Source organism: Clostridium thermobutyricum (assembly GCF_000371465.1).
GTDB classification, from domain to species: Bacteria; Bacillota; Clostridia; order Clostridiales; family Clostridiaceae; genus Clostridium; species Clostridium thermobutyricum.
Window position 1 is genome coordinate 752726 of the sequence record NZ_KB850956.1, and the last position, 18569, is coordinate 771294.

Here is an 18569-nt window from a genome sequence, read left to right on the forward strand (position 1 = left end):
AATATAAGAGGACTATCAAATATTGATAGTCCTCTTATATTATCTCTGAGTTATTTCATCTAATTCAAGACCTTTTAAAAGATATGTTGCTGTAGATTCATTTGTAGCAAGTGGAATTTTATATACATCACAAAGTCTTAAAAGAGCACTTATATCTGGTTCATGTGGTTGAGCAGTTAATGGATCTCTAAAGAAAATAATCATATCAATTTTTCCTTCAGGAATTAAGGCGCCTATTTGTTGGTCACCACCAAGAGGGCCACTTTTAAAAAGTTTTATTTTAAGATTTGTATTTTCCATTATTCTAGTACCTGTAGTTCCAGTTGCAACTAAACGAAAATCAGATAATATTTTTTCATTTTTTTTAGCAAACTCTATCATTTCAGGCTTCTTCTTATCATGAGATATTAAAGCAATTTGCATTTTGAAAACCTCCTTATAGTTGTTAATTATATTATACAGTAGATATTAAAATATAGAATTTAAATTTATAAAAACAAAAAATAATTATTTAAAATTTTTTTATAATTGTTGTGTATGAATTTATTATCTAAATTATAAAAAAATTATATGATTGTCAATCCTTGTTAAAGATGTATTAATTGATATAATATAATTATGGTTTAAATGCCAAAAGATAAATAAGGTGGGAAAAAATGCAAAATATATTTAAAATGCTACTAGAAAATATTGATTTTCCTGTGTGGATAAAAGATTTAAATTTAAAATTTATTTTTGCAAATGAAAAATATGCTGATTTTATAAATAAAGATAAAGAAGAAATAGTAGGCTTAAAAAACGAAGATTTATTTGATAAAGATAGTTGTAGTAGAATTAATGAACATTGTTATGATGTTATAAAAACAGGGAAATTTATAATTAGAAGTAGAGATTATAAAGGTGTTTATAGGCAATGCTTAGTAACGCCTATTAAGGATGATAATGGAAAGCTTATTGCTATAGCAGGAATTATTGGAATATTTAATGGAATTGGACAAATAAAAGAAAAAGAATGTGAAATAGAGCATCAAAGAACTTTAACTAAAAATATTATAGATATACTTCCTGGAATAATTTTTTATAAAGATATAGATGGAAAATATATTTATGCAAATAAAGAATGTATAGAATTTTATAAAAAAAGAGGAATTGAAGATATTATTGGAAAAACTGATTTAGAGATAATTGAAAATAAAGAGCAAGCTATAAATTTTATTGAAATTGATAAAAATGTACTAAAATCAAAGCAGCATTTTTATGATGAAGAGGCTTTTATTCAGGAAGATGGAAGTAAAAGTTATAAAGAGATAGTAAAAATACCTTTTTTAGATAGTCATGGCAATCCATTAGGAGTAATAGGAAGAGCTTTAGATGTTACAAAAGATAGAGTATATAGAGAAAAATTAGAATATTTGAGTTATACAGATGTCTTAACAGGTGCAAAAAATAGAGCAAGATTTGAAGCTTATGAAAAAAAACTTTCAAATGAAAATAAATTTCCTATAGGAATTATAATGGGAGATGCAAATGGATTAAAGTTAGTAAATGATACTTTTGGGCATAAAGAAGGCGATGAACTTTTAATTCAAATAACAAGAGTTTTAAAAGAAGCTAGTGAATTAGAAGTTTTTAGAATTGGTGGAGATGAATTTGCAATTTTACTTCCTAATACAGATTTAAAAAGTTGTGAAAAAGTAATAAAAAAAATATCAAAACGTTGTGACGAATACGAAAATAAATTATTTAATATAAGCATTTCTTTAGGTTCAGCAGTTAAAAATAAAAAAGAAGAAGATATTTATGAAGTATTAAAAATTGCAGAAGATAAAGTTTATAGAAAAAAATTACTTCAAAATAAAAGTATAAAAAGTTCAATATTAAATTCTTTAAAAATAGCACTTAAAGTATCCTATGAAGAAACAGATAATCATACTGAAAGAGTAGCTATAAATGCAGTTAAAATAGGAGAAAAATTAGGATTAGATTTATCTCAAATAGATGAATTAAAAATTGCTGCAGAACTTCATGATATAGGAAAGATAGGAATTCCAGAAGATATTTTAATGAAAAAAGGAAAATTAACAGAAAAAGAGTTTGAGATAATAAAAACTCATCCAGAGAAAAGTTATAGAATTATAAAAGCATCTAGTGAATTAAAAGGAGTAGCAGAAGCTACATTATATCATCATGAAAGATGGGATGGAAAAGGATATCCTCTAGGATTAAAAGGAGAAGAAATTCCACTTTTATCAAGAATAATAAGTGTATGTGATGCTTATGATATTATGACTAGAGGAAGAGTTTATAAAAGTGCGATTAGTAAATATGAGGCACTTAAAGAATTAGTGAAGTGCGCAGGCACTCAGTTTGATCCTAAAGTAGTAGATGAATTTGTTAAAATAAATATAAAATAAATATAAGTAAAGGTGAATATAAAAATTGTTTAAAAAATAATTTTTTTTCACCTTTTTTAGTTTATTATAGAACAATGAGTAAATTAAAAAAATTGTATTTATATCTAAACATAATATTTAAGTAAGTAATTTATTTTAAGATATAGATATACAATATGTATGTAGATTTGGATGGTTTATATTATAATTATTTGATTTATTTACTCAAATTATTAAAGATAAAAGTATAGACAAACTTTTGAGAAAATATATAATTAAAGTATAAAAGGGAAAATTAGTAAAAGTTTGGGGGAGAAAAATATGATCATTAAAAACAAATTTCCAAAAGGATTTTGGTGGGGATCTGCAACTTCAGGACCACAATCAGAAGGAAGATTTAATAAAATACATGATAATGTTTTCGATTATTGGTTTGATAGAGAACCAGAAATTTTCTTTAATAAAGTGGGCCCTAACATAGCATCAAATTTTTATAATAGTTATAAAGAAGATTTAAATATGCTAAAAGAGATAGGATTAAATTCTTTTAGGACTTCAATACAATGGACAAGACTTATAAAAGATTTTGAAACTGGTGAACCTGATGAAGATGGAATAAGATTTTATGATGAAGTAATAGATGAGTGTATAAAAAATAATATAATTCCAGTAATGAATTTACATCATTTTGATCTTCCAGTTGAACTTTATGATAAATATGGGGGATGGGAATCAAAACATGTTGTAGAACTATTTAAAAAGTTTGCAGGAACGGCTTTTAGACTTTTTGGAGATAGAGTTAAATATTGGGCTACATTTAATGAACCAATAGTAGTTGTGGAAGGACAATATTTATATAAATTTCACTATCCACAAATTGTAGATGGAAAAAAAGCAGTTCAAGTTTTATTTAATTTAAATTTAGCTTCTGCAAAAGCTATTGAAGAATATAGAAGACAAGATTTAGATGGGAAAATTGGAATTATATTAAATCTAACACCTTCTTATCCAAGAGATCCAGAAAATAAAGAAGATGTAGAGGCATCTAAATTTGCAGATAACTTTTTTAATAATTCATTTTTAAATCCAGCTGTAAAAGGAGAATTTCCAAAAGAATTAGTTGAGATTTTAGAAAAAGATAAAGTTTTATGGGAAGCTACTGAAAAGGAAATGGAAATTATAAAAAATAATACAATAGATTTTTTAGGAGTTAATTATTATCAACCAAGAAGAGCTAAGATGAGGGAAATTCCATTTAATAATGAAGAAGGATGGATGCCAGATAAGTATTTTGAAAATTATGAGATGCCAGGAAGAAGAATGAATCCTTATAGAGGATGGGAAATTTATCCTGAATGTATGTATGATATATCAATAAATATAAAAGAAAATTATAATAATATACCTTGGTTTATTTCAGAAAATGGAATGGGTGTAGAGGGAGAAGAAAGATATGTAAATGAAGAAGGAATAATTGAAGATGATTACAGAATAGAATTCTTTAAAGAACATTTAGAATATCTTTATGAAGGAATAAAAGAAGGATCAAATTGTTTTGGATTTCATTCATGGACTCCAATAGATTGTTGGTCTTGGTGCAATGCATACAAAAATAGATATGGATTTATATCACTAGATTTAGAAACTCAAAAGAAAACTATAAAAAAATCAGGAAAATGGATTTGTGAAGTTTCTAAAAATAATGGATTTTAAATATAGACACGTATAAAGACTTTAGGAGTTATATCTTAAAGTCTTTAATTTTTTTAGTATAAAAGTAATAGATTGCTTAAATATAAATTTAAAAATAAAAGAATATTTAATACGATTGATAATAATATATAAAGATTAAGTTTTAAATTGTATTTTTATATGGAAGGGGTGAAGAAAATAAAAGAGTTAAAAGTAGTTAGAAATGAAAAAAAATATTATATAGATATTGATAAAGCATTTAGATTAAAAAACTTATTGCCTAATATTTTAAAAGAAGACAAATTTAATTGTAATGATGGATATATAATAAGATCTTTATACTTTGATACTATTTATAATAATGATTTTTTAGATAAAGAGAATGGCTTAGAAAACAGAAGAAAAATAAGAATAAGGACATATAATTTAGATACTGAAACTATAAAATTAGAGATAAAAGAAAAAAAAGGAGATCTTCAATGTAAAAGTTCATTATTGATAAGTAAAGAGGTAGGAGAAAGTCTAATAAAAGGCAAATATGAAGTTTTAAAGGAGTATGATAATGATTTAGCTAAAGAATTATATGCAATTATGTCTTTAGAATGTTATAGACCTAAATGCATTATTGAGTATAAGAGAAATGCTTATATACTTTTAGAAAACAATATAAGAATAACTATTGACGAGAATATAAGAGGAACAGAAGAGTCATTTGATATATTTTCAGATAATTTAAATTTGAATAATATATTAGATTCAACTGTTTTAGAGGTAAAATACAATAATTTTTTATTTAGTTATATAAAAGATCTACTTTGTTTAGTAGATTCTGATGAAAGTGCTATAAGTAAATATTGGAATTGTAGAAATACTATGTATTAAAGGGGGATATAATATGAAAAGTACAATTTTGAAATATTTGTCTGATGGAAATAAACCAGAGGACTTATCAGTCATAATTTTAAGTTTTGTTGTTGCATTAATTTTAGGAATGATTATATATATTTCATATAAATTTTCACATTCAAGAGCAGTATATAGTGCTAAATTTAATATATCACTAGTAATGTTGGTCTTAGTGTGTACTATGGTTATGAAGGTTATAGGAAATAATCTATCATTATCATTAGGAATGGTTGGAGCTCTATCAATAGTTAGATTTAGAACAGCCATAAAAGATTCTAGAGATACAGTATATATTTTTTGGTGTATAGTTTGTGGAATATGCTGTGGAGTTTCAGAATATGTAGTTGCATTTATAGGCAGTGGTGTAATATTTGGATTCTTAATTATTTTTGGATGTATTAAAACTAATGAAAGGTTTTTACTTATAATACATGGAGATAATTCTATAGAAGAAGAAGTAGAAAAATTAATGTTAGTTTTTTTCAGTGGACAATCAAAAATTAAAGTTAAAAATACTAGTAAAACAAGAACAGAGTATATTTATGAGCTAACTCAAAAGATGATAGATAAATCTAAAAATAATGATAAAACAATAAATGATGGTTTATATGCTATAGAAGGTGTAGAATCTGTTAATTTGGTTTGTCAAAATGAGGATGTAAGTAGATGATAAAAAGAAATATATCTACGAAATGGATAAGTATAATAATAGCAATTTTATCTATTATTATTGGAGTAATATTTAATGAATTAGAAAATTCAAGTAAATCAAATAGAATCCATAGTCATAAAGATTATAAACATTTAAGTAATATTGAATACAATAAAATTAATTCAGATAATATAGATATAGAAAAATTTTCAACTAATATGCCTATAGTAGTTATAGATACAAAAGGAGAGAAAATAAAAAATCATATTAAGTGGAGTATAGAAGAAGAAAGATATGTAGAAGAAGATATAGATCCATATACACTTGGTGATATAAGCATTATCTATGAAGAAGGAAAAGAAAATACATTATCAGACAAAGAAAATGTTAAATCTAATATGAAAATAAAGATGAGAGGAAATACATCTAGTGGATTTGATAAAAAGCAATATTTGATTAAACTTTTAGATGAAGAAAGTAAAGAAAAGAAAAGAGAAATTTTGGGGATGGGGAAAGAAAGCGAATGGATACTTAATATATCTGGAGCAGATCAATCTTTAATAAGAAATTATATGGCTCTTAATATAGCAGGAGAAATTATGGAATATAGTCCTAATATTAGATTCTGTGAAGTTTTCTTCAAAGAAGATAATGACTATATTTATAATGGAGTATATCTTATTATGGAAAGTATAAAAAGAAGTGAAGAAAGAGTAAATATTTCTAAATATGATAGTAAATTTGAAGAGTCATCTTTTTTATTAAGAAGAGATAGATTTGATGAGAAGGCTGTTATTTTAAATAATTATGGAAGAGAAAATAAATTAACAACAGGATATTTAGAAGTTAAATATCCAAATAAAAATGACATTACAGATAGGACTAAAAATTATATAGAAGAGTATATAAATAATTTGGAAAAATCTTTATTTTCAAATGATAAAAAAGAATTTAAAAAATATAAAGAATATATAGATGAAAAAAGTTTTATAGATTATTTTATAATAAATGAATTTTTCGCAAATTACGATTCTGGATATCATTCTACTTATATGTATAAAGAAGTTAATGAAAAAATTAAAATGGGTCCAGTTTGGGATTTTGATATGGCAATAGATAATAATAAAATAACAAAATTAAAAATTGATTCTACTGCAATGCATGATGCACCATGGTTTAGACAATTGCTTAGAGATTCAAGCTTTGTTGAAAAATTAATTAATAGGTATAAAGAGCTTAGGAAAGGGATTTTATCTGAAAAAAATATAAATAATTATATAGATGAAACTGTTAAATATATTGGAAACGCTCAGAAAAGAGATAAAGATAAATGGGGAGATTTTTATGAAAAATTAAATAAAAAATATGACCTTAATGAAAAATATTTAACTTATAAAGAAGAAATAGATAAAGTTAAATTTACTTTATCAGAACATGGAAAGTGGTTAGATGAAAATTTAGATTCACTATATCAATTTTCAGAATTTGATACGAATGAACAAGAGGAAGGCTTAAAAAGTGTATTATTAGGAAGAGATGATTCAGTTAAAATTGGAAATATTGTAGCTATTGTATTTATAATTGGTTTCATTTTATCTATAATTATTGTTCAAAGAGAGTAATTTAATGGAGAATTTTTATGAGAAATATTAAAGTAATAAAAGAAAAAATATTATTTTTTTTAGCGACCATATCGGCTGGAATATATATATTATGGCGTATATTTTTTACTTTGCCAATTGAATATGGGCTAGTAGCATTAATAGTTGCGATTTTATTAGTTGTTTCAGAGGTAGTTGGATTTTTTGAAGCATTTTCCCATTGTAAAAGTTTAAGCAAAAAAAAAGAGCCTAAACTTCCTATTATAAAAAAAGAAGATTATCCACATGTAGATGTATTTATAGCAACTCATAGTGAAGATAAAAATATAATTTATAAAGTTGTAAATGGATGTGTACACATGGATTATCCAGATAAGAATAAAGTTCATATTTATATTTGTGATGATACTAATAGAAAAGAGATGGAAGAATTAGCAAAAGAATTTAATGTTGGATATTTTGGATTAATTGATAATAAGACTGCAAAAGCAGGAAATATAAATAATGCTTTAGGTAAAACTAAATCACCTCTTATAGTTACATTTGATGCTGATATGATACCAAGAAAAAAATTTTTAATGGAAACAGTTCCTTACTTTTTTTTACCTAAAATGAAAGAAGAAAATGGACAGTGGATATATAGAAATAAAGATGAAATAGATGAAAATTATAAGATAGGATTTATACAAACTCCTCAAAGTTTTTATAATGCTGATCTTTTTCAGTACAATTTATATTTGGAAAAAGATATTCCAAATGAGCAAGATTATTTTTTTAGAGAAGTTAATGTAGGAAGAAATAGAACTAATACTCCTATATATGCTGGATCTAATACAGTTATATCTAGAGAGGCATTAGAAGAAGTTGGTGGAATTGTAGAAGGAAATATAACAGAAGATTTTGCAACAGGAATTCAGATACAAAGTAAAGGATATACATGTTTTGCTATAAAAAAAGCTTTAGCAAATGGACTTGCTCCAATAGATTTTAAAAATTTGATAAAACAAAGACAAAGATGGGCTAGAGGATGTATACAAACAATAAGAAGTTTTAAATTTTTTAAGAGTAAATTAAATATAAAAGCGAAATTGAGTTATATAACATGTTTTTTATATTGGTGGACATTTTTTAGAAGATTTATATATATATTATCTCCGATATTATATACAGTATTTGGGTTAGTAATAGTGAAATGCACATTAAAAGAATTACTATTTATATGGCTTCCATCATATATACTATACAATATAACTATACGAAGTTTATCTAATAATATAAGAAACCAAAAATGGAGCAATATTATAGATACAATAATATTTCCTTATCTAATAATTCCTGTTTTTATTGAAACAATAGGATTTAAATTGAAAAAGTTCAATGTTACAAGTAAGAAAAAAGTTGATAATAAAAATACACAATTTAAATATGCTATTCCTCATATAATTCTATTAACAGGCACATTAATTGGATTAATATATTGTATAGAAGATATGATAATTCATAAGTCATTAGGCTCAATAGTTTTAGTCTATTGGTTAGTTTTAAATAGTTATTTCCTTTTAATGGCAGTGGCATTTATGTTAAGTCGTGTAAATTACAGAGATCAAGAGAGATATTATGCTAAATTAGACGTTAATTTGAATTTAGATAAAGAAGTTATAAAAGGGAAAACTGTAGATATATCAGAGGGGGGAATGGCTATTGAACTTGAATATCCTTTTTATATTCCTTATAAAGAAGATATAAAAGTTGAAATATATAATGATGATTATAAAGCACAACTTTTTGGTAAAGTAGTTCATGTGAATAAATGTAACGAATTATGGAGATATAGTATTAAAATTTCAAATATGACAGAGGAAAATAAAAGAGAATATTGTTGTATAGTATATGACAGACAGCCAACCTTAGCTAAGGAGATAAAATCTAATACAATAAAAGAGGTTTATAATAATATATTTAACAGAGTAAAAAGAAATAAATTATCTAATAGAAAGTTACCAAGGATATATATAAATAAATATTTAAAAGATATAGAAGGAAATACTTTTAAAATTGAAAATTTTAATTATGAATATTTAGCTATTTCACAAGGACCGATAAAAGATCATATAGAATTAGATTTAGATGATAATTTAATTTTAAAGTGTGAACTTCAAAATATAAAAAATAAAAATTCTATATATAAAATAATTAATTTTGAAGATATAAGAGATGAAGTAAAGCTAAAAGAAAAAATTAATAATTGGATAGTATAAAGTTTAATTAATAATATAATAATTTTAAATTATAACCGTATGTTATAATTTATATTAAATATAAAAAGTGAATTTAATCCTTAGAAAAGGATAAAATATAAAAAAATAAAAGTAAAACTCTTAGATTTTTAATAATATATATTTTATAAATATATTGGATAATTAGGGGAAATAAAATTCTATCAGCTTACTTTATAGTGGAAAATTTAGTTTAAAAGGAAGTTGATTTATTATGGATATAAAAATTATTAGTTTTTTGGAAGAGGAACGTATTGTTTTTAATAATTCAAAAGTTAATTTTAAATGTTTAGAACAAGGGGTTATAAAGTATTATTATAAAATAGATAATTCTAAAATTGAAATAATCTATCTAGATAAATCAAAATTAGATTATATAGAAGAAATTTTTAATTATTTAAGTATAAAGTCAACTATAAAAAATATAATTTTATTAGAAGATAATACTTTTATAGATAAATATATAAAAAATAGGCTTATAAAGAATAATTGTATAATTATATCTAAAGATAAAATACAAGAATATTTTATATTAAACGAAAAAATAAAAATTTTAGGATTAGAAAAAGGCGGAGTTATTGATATAAGCCTTATTTTATTTGGACTATTAAAAAATGAAGAATTAGATTTTAGTTTAAATATAGATACTATAATTTTAGGAAGAGAAAAAGATAATTTAATAGGAAATTTAGTTTTAAGTATATTAAAAAGATTATCATATATAAATAAAGCTAAAGAGCTAGATTTATTTTTATATTTAAGGAATGAATTTAATCTTCAAGATTTAACATTTATAGAGGACCCTTTAAAAGAATATATAAATAACAAAGTTTGTCTTAATATAAAACAAAGAAATGGTGAAATAATTGACAATGAATTATATTTTTCATTAATTAAAATGAATTAGAGAAAATAAAGCCTTTTGGCTAGCTTACAAGTTGAAATAACTTAGCTGGTCAAAAGGCTTTTTTTTAAATATTCACTTAAATAACTTAAATAACTATTTAAAAACTTAAATAAATTGTTAAATAAAAGACAAGCTTGTAGAATTGAATTGTAGTCAGGGGGACTAATATAACAAAAGAATGTTAAAAAAAATACAAAAGGAGAGACTTTTAATGCTAGAAATTATCAAAAGCACATTAACAGATCAAGCAATATTAGGAGCGATATTTTCTTCAATTGCAATTATAGCACTAGGTTTTTATTTAAGAAAAAAAGAAATTATCAATTCATTAGCTTCAAAAGTTTTAACAAAAGTAGTACTTTCAGTTTCATTGCCAGCGTTAGCATTTACTTCATTTATGAGTAACATTGATGGTAATCAACTTAAACAAGGACTAAATATTTTAATTTGGGGATTTGTAATATATATAATATTAATACCGATTTCTAAAATAATTTACATAAAAGTAAAGGGAGACAAGCAAGACGTTTATAGAGTATTAACAATATTCGGTTCAACAACTTTCTTCGGAACACCAATTGTAGCAGCAGTTTATGGTGCAATAGGAACAATGTATGCAAATATATTTAACATAGCTTACAGAGTTTTTTTATATTCATATGCATTTATAAAAATGTCTGGAGCAAAAATGGACAAAGAAAGCTTAAAGAAAAACATGAAAGAAGTTTTCTTAAATCCAATTATATTAGCAACACTTATTGGTTTATTAATTTGGTTATTCCAAGATTCAATGCCACAAGTTAATGTTGTAGTAAAAGGAAAAGTTCAACATTTCGGATTTTTAAGAATTGACCAAACTCTTCCATGGCTTTATAAACCACTTACATACTTAAAAGCATTAGCATCACCACTTGCATGGTTATCAATTGGAGCAACTTTAGCTGAAGTTCCATTTAAGAAAGCAGTAGTTCAAAAAGATGCTTGGGGATATAGTTTAATAAAAGTTATATTAATACCAGTTATAAATATAGTTTTATTATTAATATTAAACCAAACAGGAATATTACCAGTTGCATTTGAAGCAATGGCAACAACAGTAATAATGATGGCAGCTCCAACTGCAACAGTTGCAGCAGCTTATGCCATAAGTTATGACAGAGAAGCATTATTTACTTCAAACTGTTCACTTTTATCAACAGTAGTTGCAGTAATAGCAATGCCAATTTGGATAGTAATATTACAAATAATTAGCAATATGCATATATTTTAATAAATAAATTTAGGCAAGGAGAGGAAAACATATGATTAAATTAGTTTGTTATGGAGTTAGAGAAACAGAAGTTCCTTATTTTAAAGAAATAAATAAAAAATTTGGTTATGATATAAAGTTAGTAACATTAGGATTAAATGATGAAAATGTTCAAGAATCAATTGGAGCAGAAGCAATAATGGTTAGAGGAAATTGCAAAGCTACAAGAAGAAATTTAGAGTTACTAAAAAATAATGGATTAAAATATGTTTTAACTAGAACTGTAGGATTTGATCATGTTGATTTAGAAGCAGTTAAAGATTTAGATTTAAAATGTGCTAGAGTTCCAGGTTACTCTCCAAATGCTATAGGGGAATTAGCATTATCATTAGCTATGATGTTATTAAGACATACAGCTTATACAGTTAATAACACAAGAGAAAAGAATTTTGTTGTAGATCCATTTATGTTTAGTAAAGAAGTAAGAAATGGTACTGTTGCAGTTTTAGGAGCAGGTAGAATAGGACTTACAACAGCTAAGCTTTTTAAAGGATTAGGAGCAAGAGTAATAGCTTATGATGTATTCCAAAGTGAAGAAGCAAAAAAAGTTGTAGAGTTTATGGAACTTGATGATGTTTTAAGAGAAGCAGATATAATATCAGTTCATATGCCTTACATAAAAGGTGTAAACTATCATATGATAAATGATGAGTTTATAGGAAAAATGAAAGATGGAGCTATATTAATAAATACAGCTAGAGGAGAGATTCAAGATATTGAAGCAATAATCAAAGGAATTGAATCAGGAAAATTAGGTGGATTTGGAACAGATGTATTAGAAGGTGAATCAGGAGTATTCTTTAAAGATTTAAAAGGACAAACTTTAGAAAATCCTTTATATGAAAAATTAGTAGATCTTTATCCAAAAGTATTAATAACTCCTCACATGGGTTCATATACAGATGAAGCTTTAACAAATATGATAGAATTTTCATATGAAAACTTACAAGAATACTTAGAAAAGGGAACTTGTAAAAATAGTATAGCGTAATTATAATAAGTAAAGAGTATATTATAAGAGAGTATCTTGTAATATACTCTTTCTTTGTCTATAAAATAAATTTTTATTATTAAATATAGAGGTGAAAATGAAAAGGAAAATAGACTTTGAAAAAAAAATAATAATTTGGGCAGTGGTAATTACTTTAATACCATTAGTTCTTTCATATGGAATATTTATAAAATCAAAATTATCTGATATGAATGATGAAATAAAAGTTACTTTACAAAATGTTGGAAATTCTATTGCACAGAATCCTATAGTTCAAGACAGATTAGAAGATGGAAAAATTACTGGAAGTATACAAAACTTAACGAAATTATATATACATGATATTAAAAATGTAAATATAATAGTTGTGGCAGATATGAAAGGAATAAAATTTTCGCATTTAGATCCAAAGCAAATTGGAGATGTATTTATTGGGCAAGATAAAGCAAATGTTTTAAAACATGGTGATAGTTATTTTTCTATAATGGAAGGCTCAATGGGAGAAACTCTTAGATGGTTCCAACCAATATATAAAAATGGGAAACAAGTAGGCTTTGTTATGGTGGGAAAATATTATGATCAAATAACTCTTATGAATAATAAAACTAAGCTTAATTATTTGCTGTTATTTATAGGAGCAGTTTCTATATCTATAATAATATCTAAATTCTTTGCAAAGAAAGTTAAAAAAGAAATTTTAAATATGGAACCAGATGAAATAGCTAAGCTTTATAATGAGAAAAATATAATATTAAATTCCGTAGAAGAGGGGATAATAGGATTAGATAAAGATAATAACATAACAGAAATAAATAATAGTTGCTATAAAATAATAGAAAATTTTAATGAAAAAAAATTCATTGAAAAATTAAAAAAATACATAGAAAATAAAGAAGATTTTGAAATGAAAGAGTTTATAATTCAAGGTAAAAGAGTCTTTGTATCAATTAAATACATAAGTCAAGGCAACTATCATTTAGGAGCTGTAATAACTCTTTTTGATAATAATAATATAAATAAAATAGCAAAAGAAATAACTGGTGTAGACCAAATAATAAAAAATTTAAGAGCAAATGTACATGAATATAAAAATAATATGCATGTTATATTAGGGCTAATTCATATAGGAGAATATGAAGAAGCTAAAAAATTTATAATGAAAATTCAAGAAATTCAAGAGAATAATACAAATAAATTTTCTAATATAGGAGATTATTATGTTCGTGCATTACTTTTAAGTAGAGAACTAGTAGCTAAAGAGAGAAGAGTTAATTTAGTTCTTGAAGAAGAGGCGTTTTTATACTCTAAACATGGAATAATAAATTCTTATGATATAGTAACCATTTTAGGTAATCTTATAGAAAATGCTTTTGAAGCAATGTCTACAGAAGTTTTTGTAAATCTTTTTGAGGATGAAAATTTAGTAATAGTAGAGGTTTCTGATAATGGAAAACCTATAAAAAAAGAAATTAGAGATAAGATATTTAAATCAGGGGTATCATCTAAAGGAGAAGGAAGAGGTACAGGACTTAACTTAGTTCAGAGTAGAGTTGAACTTTATAATGGTGATATAGAAATAAGTGAGTTTGAAGATAAAAAAATATTTACAATAACAATGTGCAAAGGAGAATAATAAGTGATAAACGTATTAATAGTTGAAGATGATCCAATGGTTGCACTTATAAATAAAAAATATTTAGAAGAAATAGGTGAGATAAAAACTTTTGGGCCTTTAATAACGAAAAACGAAATTTTTGATATTATAGAAAAAGAAAATATTGATTTAATAATAATGGACGTTTTTCTTCCTAAGGAAAATGGATTAGATATATTAAAAGCTTTAAGAGAAAATGGAAAAGTAATAGATGTTATTATGGTTACTGCTGCAAATACTGTTGATGAATTAAAAAAGGCATTTTCATTAGGAATAGTAGATTATTTAGTTAAACCATTTGAATTTGATAGATTTAAAGATTCAATAATAAAATATAAAAAGAAAAGAGAAGTATTTTTAAAAGATAAATCCTTAAATCAAGAAGATTTAGATTATATTTTAAATCAAAACAATAATTTAAATGGAAAAGAAAATAATTTACCTAAAGGATTAAATAAAAGAACTCTAGAAAAAATAATAGAATTTTTAGAAAGTAATAAAGATGAGATTTGGACTTTAAGAGAGTTAGCTGAAAAAATAAAAATAAGTAATGTAACAATAAAGAAGTATATGGATTACTTAGAAAATGAAAATAAATTAGAAGTTAAAATGACTTGTGGAAATATAGGAAGACCAGAATTAAAATATAAATTAAAATAATTTTTTTTGGAGGAAAACAGGAGATGAATAAAAATTTAGTTTCTACAATATTTGAAATTCCAGGTTATAACATTACAGAAAGTTTAGGGCTATGTAGAGGAATAAATGTTAGATCAAGAAGCATAGTTGGAAATTTAGGAGCTTCTCTTCAGACCCTTGTTGGTGGAAATATAACTATATACAGAAAATTATGTGAAGAGTCAAGAGAACTTGCATTTGAAGATATGATAAAACACGGAGAAGAAATGGGAGCAGATGGCATAATAGGAGTAAGATATGAATCAAATGAATTAGGGCAAGGATTATCAGAAATTTTATGTTATGGAACTGCTGTAAAATTAGAAAAGAAATAATAAATAAAACTCAGTTAAATAGAATTTAACTGAGCTTTATTTATAGAAAATATACTTTGTAATGGTATAATATAGAAAAGGGGGATTGTTATTATGAATAATGAGAGAAAAGATGAGTTAGAAAAAGAGTATTTATTTAATGAAGATATTACTTTAAATAATTTAAAAGAATTAGAAATACAAGAAATAATTTATTTAATATTTACTACTCAAGATTTTAAAAAAGAAAATAAATTTACTGATATCAATTTAGATAATAAATTAAAGCTATTTTTTGAAGGCATAATTGATAAGATTAGAGAATCAGAAGAACTATATATAGCTTATAATGTTTATACAAGATATCCACATGTAGATTATGATAAAAGAAGTTGGATTTTTTCTAAAGAAGAATATGCACAGAATGCAAAAGATTATTTTATGAAAAATGGATTAGAACTTAAAATAAAAAAATTAGAAAAATATGATGTTTTAAATGAATTTGCAGAATTCCATAGATTAGGTATAGAAGCTGCTGTAATTGATAATGGACAATATACCGTAGATATAAAAACAGGTAGTATATTAAAGCCTATAAATTATGATAGAGTAGAAAAAATTAATATACCTGTAACAAATCCAGAACTTAATTATTCTATGATGAAATTTTTCCAAGAAATTAATTTAAAAGCTAATTATGAAGGTAAAGGACGAGTTATAAGAATTTTAGAGGAAAAAATGATGGAGGAAATATCTAAAGGTGAATATTTAGTACCTATGAAATTTGAAGAAAATAATATAGGGGTTGGAAAAGTAGAATTAAAAGAAGATACTAAAGTTAATTTTGCAATTTTAGAAGATTCTAAAGGAGCTTTATGGATTCCAGCATTTACAGACTGGGTTGAATTTAAAAAGTTTTATGATAAAGAAAAGTGGAATGGAAGCGTTTTAAATTATGATACATTAATAAATATGGTTCAAGATGTTAAAGGTGTAAATATAAATCCATTTGGATTAAAAGTAGAGCTAACTGAGCAAAATATAAAAATAATAGAGAACTATAAAAAGAAAAAGAAGAGTAATTAGAAAAAGAATATAAAAAGTGGCTTTTGCCACTTTTATTTTTTATTATATATATATATATTAAATACAATTATTTTTAAAATAATCAGTAGTAAAGATATAAAAATACAAAATGATTATTATAAAAGTTTTAAAAGTGAGAGATTAACTTTAATTTAGGGTAATTATTATTAAAATAAAAAAATAAAAATTAATAGTAAAAAATTTTAAAAAAAGTATTGATGAAAACATCGTTTTATGGTAATATTTAGAAGAAGAAAGAAATAGGCAAATTTAGAGAAATCTAAGGACGCAAAACTATAGGGACTAAAGTTTTTACTATGTCAGCCAGTTGCCAAAGAGTATTATTACTTTTTGTAAATAAATGTATTAAACAGGATTATTATACGTTTATGTTGAAAGTTACTCTATGGAGGGTAGCTTTTTTGTGGTTAGAATATAAAGGGTAAAAATTAGTCGATTTAAATTATACCCCATATACCAAAGGTCTACAGAGAATCTGTAGGCCTTCCCCATTTTATGAGCAGTTTATGTATAAATGAGAAATAATTGAAAAAACTACTGGTATAAAGCTAGGAGGAGTTTCAATGAAAAAATATTTTCTTATTTTAAGTATTATAGTATCATTTTGCTTTATTGGATGCGGAAAAATAAATGTATCAACTAGAACAAATATAAATGAAAAAGGTGAAGCAAAATTTATTTTAAAAGCTGTATATGATGATGAAACTAAAAATCAAATTAATAATGATCTTATAGAAAAAAATATAAAAATGAATAATGTTGATGTAAATAAATATACTAGCAATGGATTGAATGTTGAAGAAATAACTATTAATTTTGATAATGCTGGAAAGTTAGTAGGAGATGAAAATATTTATAAAGTGCTAGATTATAAAGTTGTAAAGAAAGATTATTTTTATGAATCTATCTATGATATTTCTATAACTATTAGTAAAAATATTTTTAATTTAAGAAACAAATATAATGAAAAATATCAAAGAAATTACATAGATAATATTCCATATAGTAATACAATAATGTTCCCAGGAGAACTAATTAGCACTAATGCTACTGAGCATGTTAGTCCAAATGAAGTTAAATGGAATTATAAATTAGGACAATTAAATGATACTACTACTATGACACTTACATATAAAGTTGTTACTATCTGGAAGCTTATATTTATTTCAATAATAATTGTATTTATTATTTTAGTAATTGTAATGAGTTTACATTTTAAAAATAAAAGAAAAAGAAATAAAAGAGCTTTAGGTTAGATAAAAAAATCAGTTTAATATTTATATTAAACTGATTTTTATTTTATTTGAGTTAAGTTTAAAGATGAATGTTGAAATGGTAAATAAACTTTATTAAAAACTATTGGAAACTCTTTATGTTTAAATATACCTTCTTCTATTAAATAAAATTTTTTATCGCAAGTTATAGGATGATTATTAGCAGTAAAATTTCCAGAAGTTGAAAACTTAATTCTAGTATTAGTAAATGAACAATCCATATAAATTTTTGTTTCTAAAAATTCTAAAATTTCATCTTTATTATTTAAATCAAGATTAAAATCTACAATTGTTTCAATAGGAATTATAGTGAAAGTATAAGATATATACTCTTCTTTTGCTTTATACCATCTGTCTACACAAACTACAGCTACTGTTTTTTGTCCAAGTATATTTAAATAATAATCTGATGGAGGTTCTATTCTAATTTCTAATTCAACAGAATCAATAGATAAATCTATACATTTGTATGTAGGATTACCTACTTTTTCTAATCCATTAGATTTTTTAGATTCTTTTCTTATAATATAATTTCCTTTTCCATGAATGTTTTTAACTAATCCATCATCTATTAATAAAGAAAGGGCTTGTCTTAAAGTAGTCCTACTTACACCTAACATTTCAGCTAATTTTGGTTCAGATGGAAGACGGCTATTTTCAGGAAAAGTTTTTTCGTTTATCATTTTGAAAAGTTTATCATATACTACAACATATCTAGGTTCTTTTTTATCTGTAATTAAATTTATATTATCCATTTATATTCACCTTTCTAAAATAAACAAGTTATATACAAGTTTTATTATAATTCTATAAGT

General features: G+C 24.1%; 16 protein-coding genes and 1 riboswitch. Of the genes, 14 read left to right on the plus strand and 2 right to left on the minus strand.

Going from position 1 to position 18569, the window contains the following annotated elements:
- Positions 1-39: 39 nt before the first annotated feature.
- Positions 40-423, minus strand: a complete 384-nt coding sequence (locus HMPREF1092_RS03360; RefSeq protein WP_002597194.1) for a methylglyoxal synthase — start codon at positions 421-423, stop codon at positions 40-42.
- Positions 424-656: 233 nt separating this feature from the next.
- On the opposite strand from HMPREF1092_RS03360, the gene HMPREF1092_RS03365 reads away from it, so the two are divergent.
- From HMPREF1092_RS03365 to HMPREF1092_RS03430, 14 genes are all read left to right on the plus strand, one after another.
- The gene (locus HMPREF1092_RS03365; RefSeq protein ID WP_002597195.1) at positions 657-2414 is read left to right on the plus strand and encodes an HD domain-containing phosphohydrolase; all 1758 of its coding nucleotides are present in this window, start codon (positions 657-659) and stop codon (positions 2412-2414) included.
- 300 nt (positions 2415-2714) lie between these two features.
- On the plus strand, positions 2715-4106 hold the full coding sequence (locus HMPREF1092_RS03370; protein WP_002597196.1) for a glycoside hydrolase family 1 protein: 1392 nt from the start codon (positions 2715-2717) through the stop codon (positions 4104-4106).
- Between the two features lie 159 nt (positions 4107-4265).
- Positions 4266-4967, plus strand: coding sequence for a polyphosphate polymerase domain-containing protein (locus tag HMPREF1092_RS03375; protein WP_002597197.1), 702 nt, complete (start codon positions 4266-4268; stop codon positions 4965-4967).
- Between the two features lie 13 nt (positions 4968-4980).
- Positions 4981-5661 (plus strand): DUF4956 domain-containing protein, encoded by a 681-nt coding sequence (locus tag HMPREF1092_RS03380; RefSeq protein WP_002597198.1) that lies wholly within the window; start codon positions 4981-4983, stop codon positions 5659-5661.
- Positions 5658-7265, plus strand: a complete 1608-nt coding sequence (locus tag HMPREF1092_RS03385; RefSeq protein ID WP_002597199.1) for a CotH kinase family protein — start codon at positions 5658-5660, stop codon at positions 7263-7265. The genes HMPREF1092_RS03380 and HMPREF1092_RS03385 overlap by 4 nt, the downstream gene beginning before the upstream one ends.
- Positions 7266-7282: 17 nt before the next feature.
- Entirely contained in the window at positions 7283-9502 is a 2220-nt protein-coding gene (locus HMPREF1092_RS03390; protein WP_002597200.1) for a glycosyltransferase family 2 protein, read from the plus strand.
- A gap of 232 nt (positions 9503-9734) precedes the next feature.
- Positions 9735-10427 carry a hypothetical protein gene (locus HMPREF1092_RS03395; RefSeq protein ID WP_002597201.1) on the plus strand — a complete coding sequence of 231 codons (693 nt, stop codon included), beginning with the start codon at positions 9735-9737 and terminating at the stop codon, positions 10425-10427.
- 211 nt (positions 10428-10638) lie between these two features.
- The gene (locus HMPREF1092_RS03400; protein ID WP_002597202.1) at positions 10639-11697 is read left to right on the plus strand and encodes an AEC family transporter; all 1059 of its coding nucleotides are present in this window, start codon (positions 10639-10641) and stop codon (positions 11695-11697) included.
- A 31-nt stretch (positions 11698-11728) separates the two neighbouring features.
- Positions 11729-12727, plus strand: a complete 999-nt coding sequence (locus HMPREF1092_RS03405; RefSeq protein ID WP_002597203.1) for a 2-hydroxyacid dehydrogenase — start codon at positions 11729-11731, stop codon at positions 12725-12727.
- 97 nt (positions 12728-12824) lie between these two features.
- Positions 12825-14360 (plus strand): ATP-binding protein, encoded by a 1536-nt coding sequence (locus tag HMPREF1092_RS03410; protein ID WP_002597204.1) that lies wholly within the window; start codon positions 12825-12827, stop codon positions 14358-14360.
- Between the two features lie 3 nt (positions 14361-14363).
- On the plus strand, positions 14364-15041 hold the full coding sequence (locus tag HMPREF1092_RS03415; protein WP_002597205.1) for a response regulator: 678 nt from the start codon (positions 14364-14366) through the stop codon (positions 15039-15041).
- Positions 15042-15064: 23 nt separating this feature from the next.
- A complete protein-coding gene (locus HMPREF1092_RS03420; RefSeq protein WP_002597206.1) occupies positions 15065-15394 on the plus strand; it encodes a YbjQ family protein in 330 nt (109 codons plus the stop codon).
- A 93-nt stretch (positions 15395-15487) separates the two neighbouring features.
- Positions 15488-16459: an SseB family protein gene (locus tag HMPREF1092_RS03425; protein WP_002597207.1), complete on the plus strand. Its 972-nt coding sequence runs from the start codon at positions 15488-15490 to the stop codon at positions 16457-16459.
- A gap of 253 nt (positions 16460-16712) precedes the next feature.
- A riboswitch (cyclic di-GMP riboswitch) is annotated at positions 16713-16795 on the plus strand.
- Between the two features lie 248 nt (positions 16796-17043).
- A complete protein-coding gene (locus tag HMPREF1092_RS03430; protein ID WP_002597208.1) occupies positions 17044-17736 on the plus strand; it encodes a hypothetical protein in 693 nt (230 codons plus the stop codon).
- A 38-nt stretch (positions 17737-17774) separates the two neighbouring features.
- On the opposite strand, the gene HMPREF1092_RS03435 is transcribed toward HMPREF1092_RS03430, so the two are convergent.
- Positions 17775-18509: a GntR family transcriptional regulator gene (locus HMPREF1092_RS03435; RefSeq protein ID WP_002597209.1), complete on the minus strand. Its 735-nt coding sequence runs from the start codon at positions 18507-18509 to the stop codon at positions 17775-17777.
- Between the last annotated feature and the right edge of the window lie 60 nt (positions 18510-18569).

Coding starts and splice junctions, on each gene's coding strand:
- HMPREF1092_RS03365 (WP_002597195.1), top strand. CDS start 657: ATGCAAAATATATTTAAAATGCTACTAGAAAATATTGATTTTCCTGTG.
- HMPREF1092_RS03375 (WP_002597197.1), top strand. CDS start 4,266: ATGGAAGGGGTGAAGAAAATAAAAGAGTTAAAAGTAGTTAGAAATGAA.
- HMPREF1092_RS03420 (WP_002597206.1), top strand. CDS start 15,065: ATGAATAAAAATTTAGTTTCTACAATATTTGAAATTCCAGGTTATAAC.
- HMPREF1092_RS03400 (WP_002597202.1), top strand. CDS start 10,639: ATGCTAGAAATTATCAAAAGCACATTAACAGATCAAGCAATATTAGGA.
- HMPREF1092_RS03370 (WP_002597196.1), top strand. CDS start 2,715: ATGATCATTAAAAACAAATTTCCAAAAGGATTTTGGTGGGGATCTGCA.
- HMPREF1092_RS03385 (WP_002597199.1), top strand. CDS start 5,658: ATGATAAAAAGAAATATATCTACGAAATGGATAAGTATAATAATAGCA.
- HMPREF1092_RS03360 (WP_002597194.1), bottom strand. CDS start 423: ATGCAAATTGCTTTAATATCTCATGATAAGAAGAAGCCTGAAATGATA.
- HMPREF1092_RS03390 (WP_002597200.1), top strand. CDS start 7,283: ATGAGAAATATTAAAGTAATAAAAGAAAAAATATTATTTTTTTTAGCG.
- HMPREF1092_RS03395 (WP_002597201.1), top strand. CDS start 9,735: ATGGATATAAAAATTATTAGTTTTTTGGAAGAGGAACGTATTGTTTTT.
- HMPREF1092_RS03380 (WP_002597198.1), top strand. CDS start 4,981: ATGAAAAGTACAATTTTGAAATATTTGTCTGATGGAAATAAACCAGAG.
- HMPREF1092_RS03435 (WP_002597209.1), bottom strand. CDS start 18,509: ATGGATAATATAAATTTAATTACAGATAAAAAAGAACCTAGATATGTT.
- HMPREF1092_RS03410 (WP_002597204.1), top strand. CDS start 12,825: ATGAAAAGGAAAATAGACTTTGAAAAAAAAATAATAATTTGGGCAGTG.
- HMPREF1092_RS03430 (WP_002597208.1), top strand. CDS start 17,044: ATGAAAAAATATTTTCTTATTTTAAGTATTATAGTATCATTTTGCTTT.
- HMPREF1092_RS03425 (WP_002597207.1), top strand. CDS start 15,488: ATGAATAATGAGAGAAAAGATGAGTTAGAAAAAGAGTATTTATTTAAT.
- HMPREF1092_RS03405 (WP_002597203.1), top strand. CDS start 11,729: ATGATTAAATTAGTTTGTTATGGAGTTAGAGAAACAGAAGTTCCTTAT.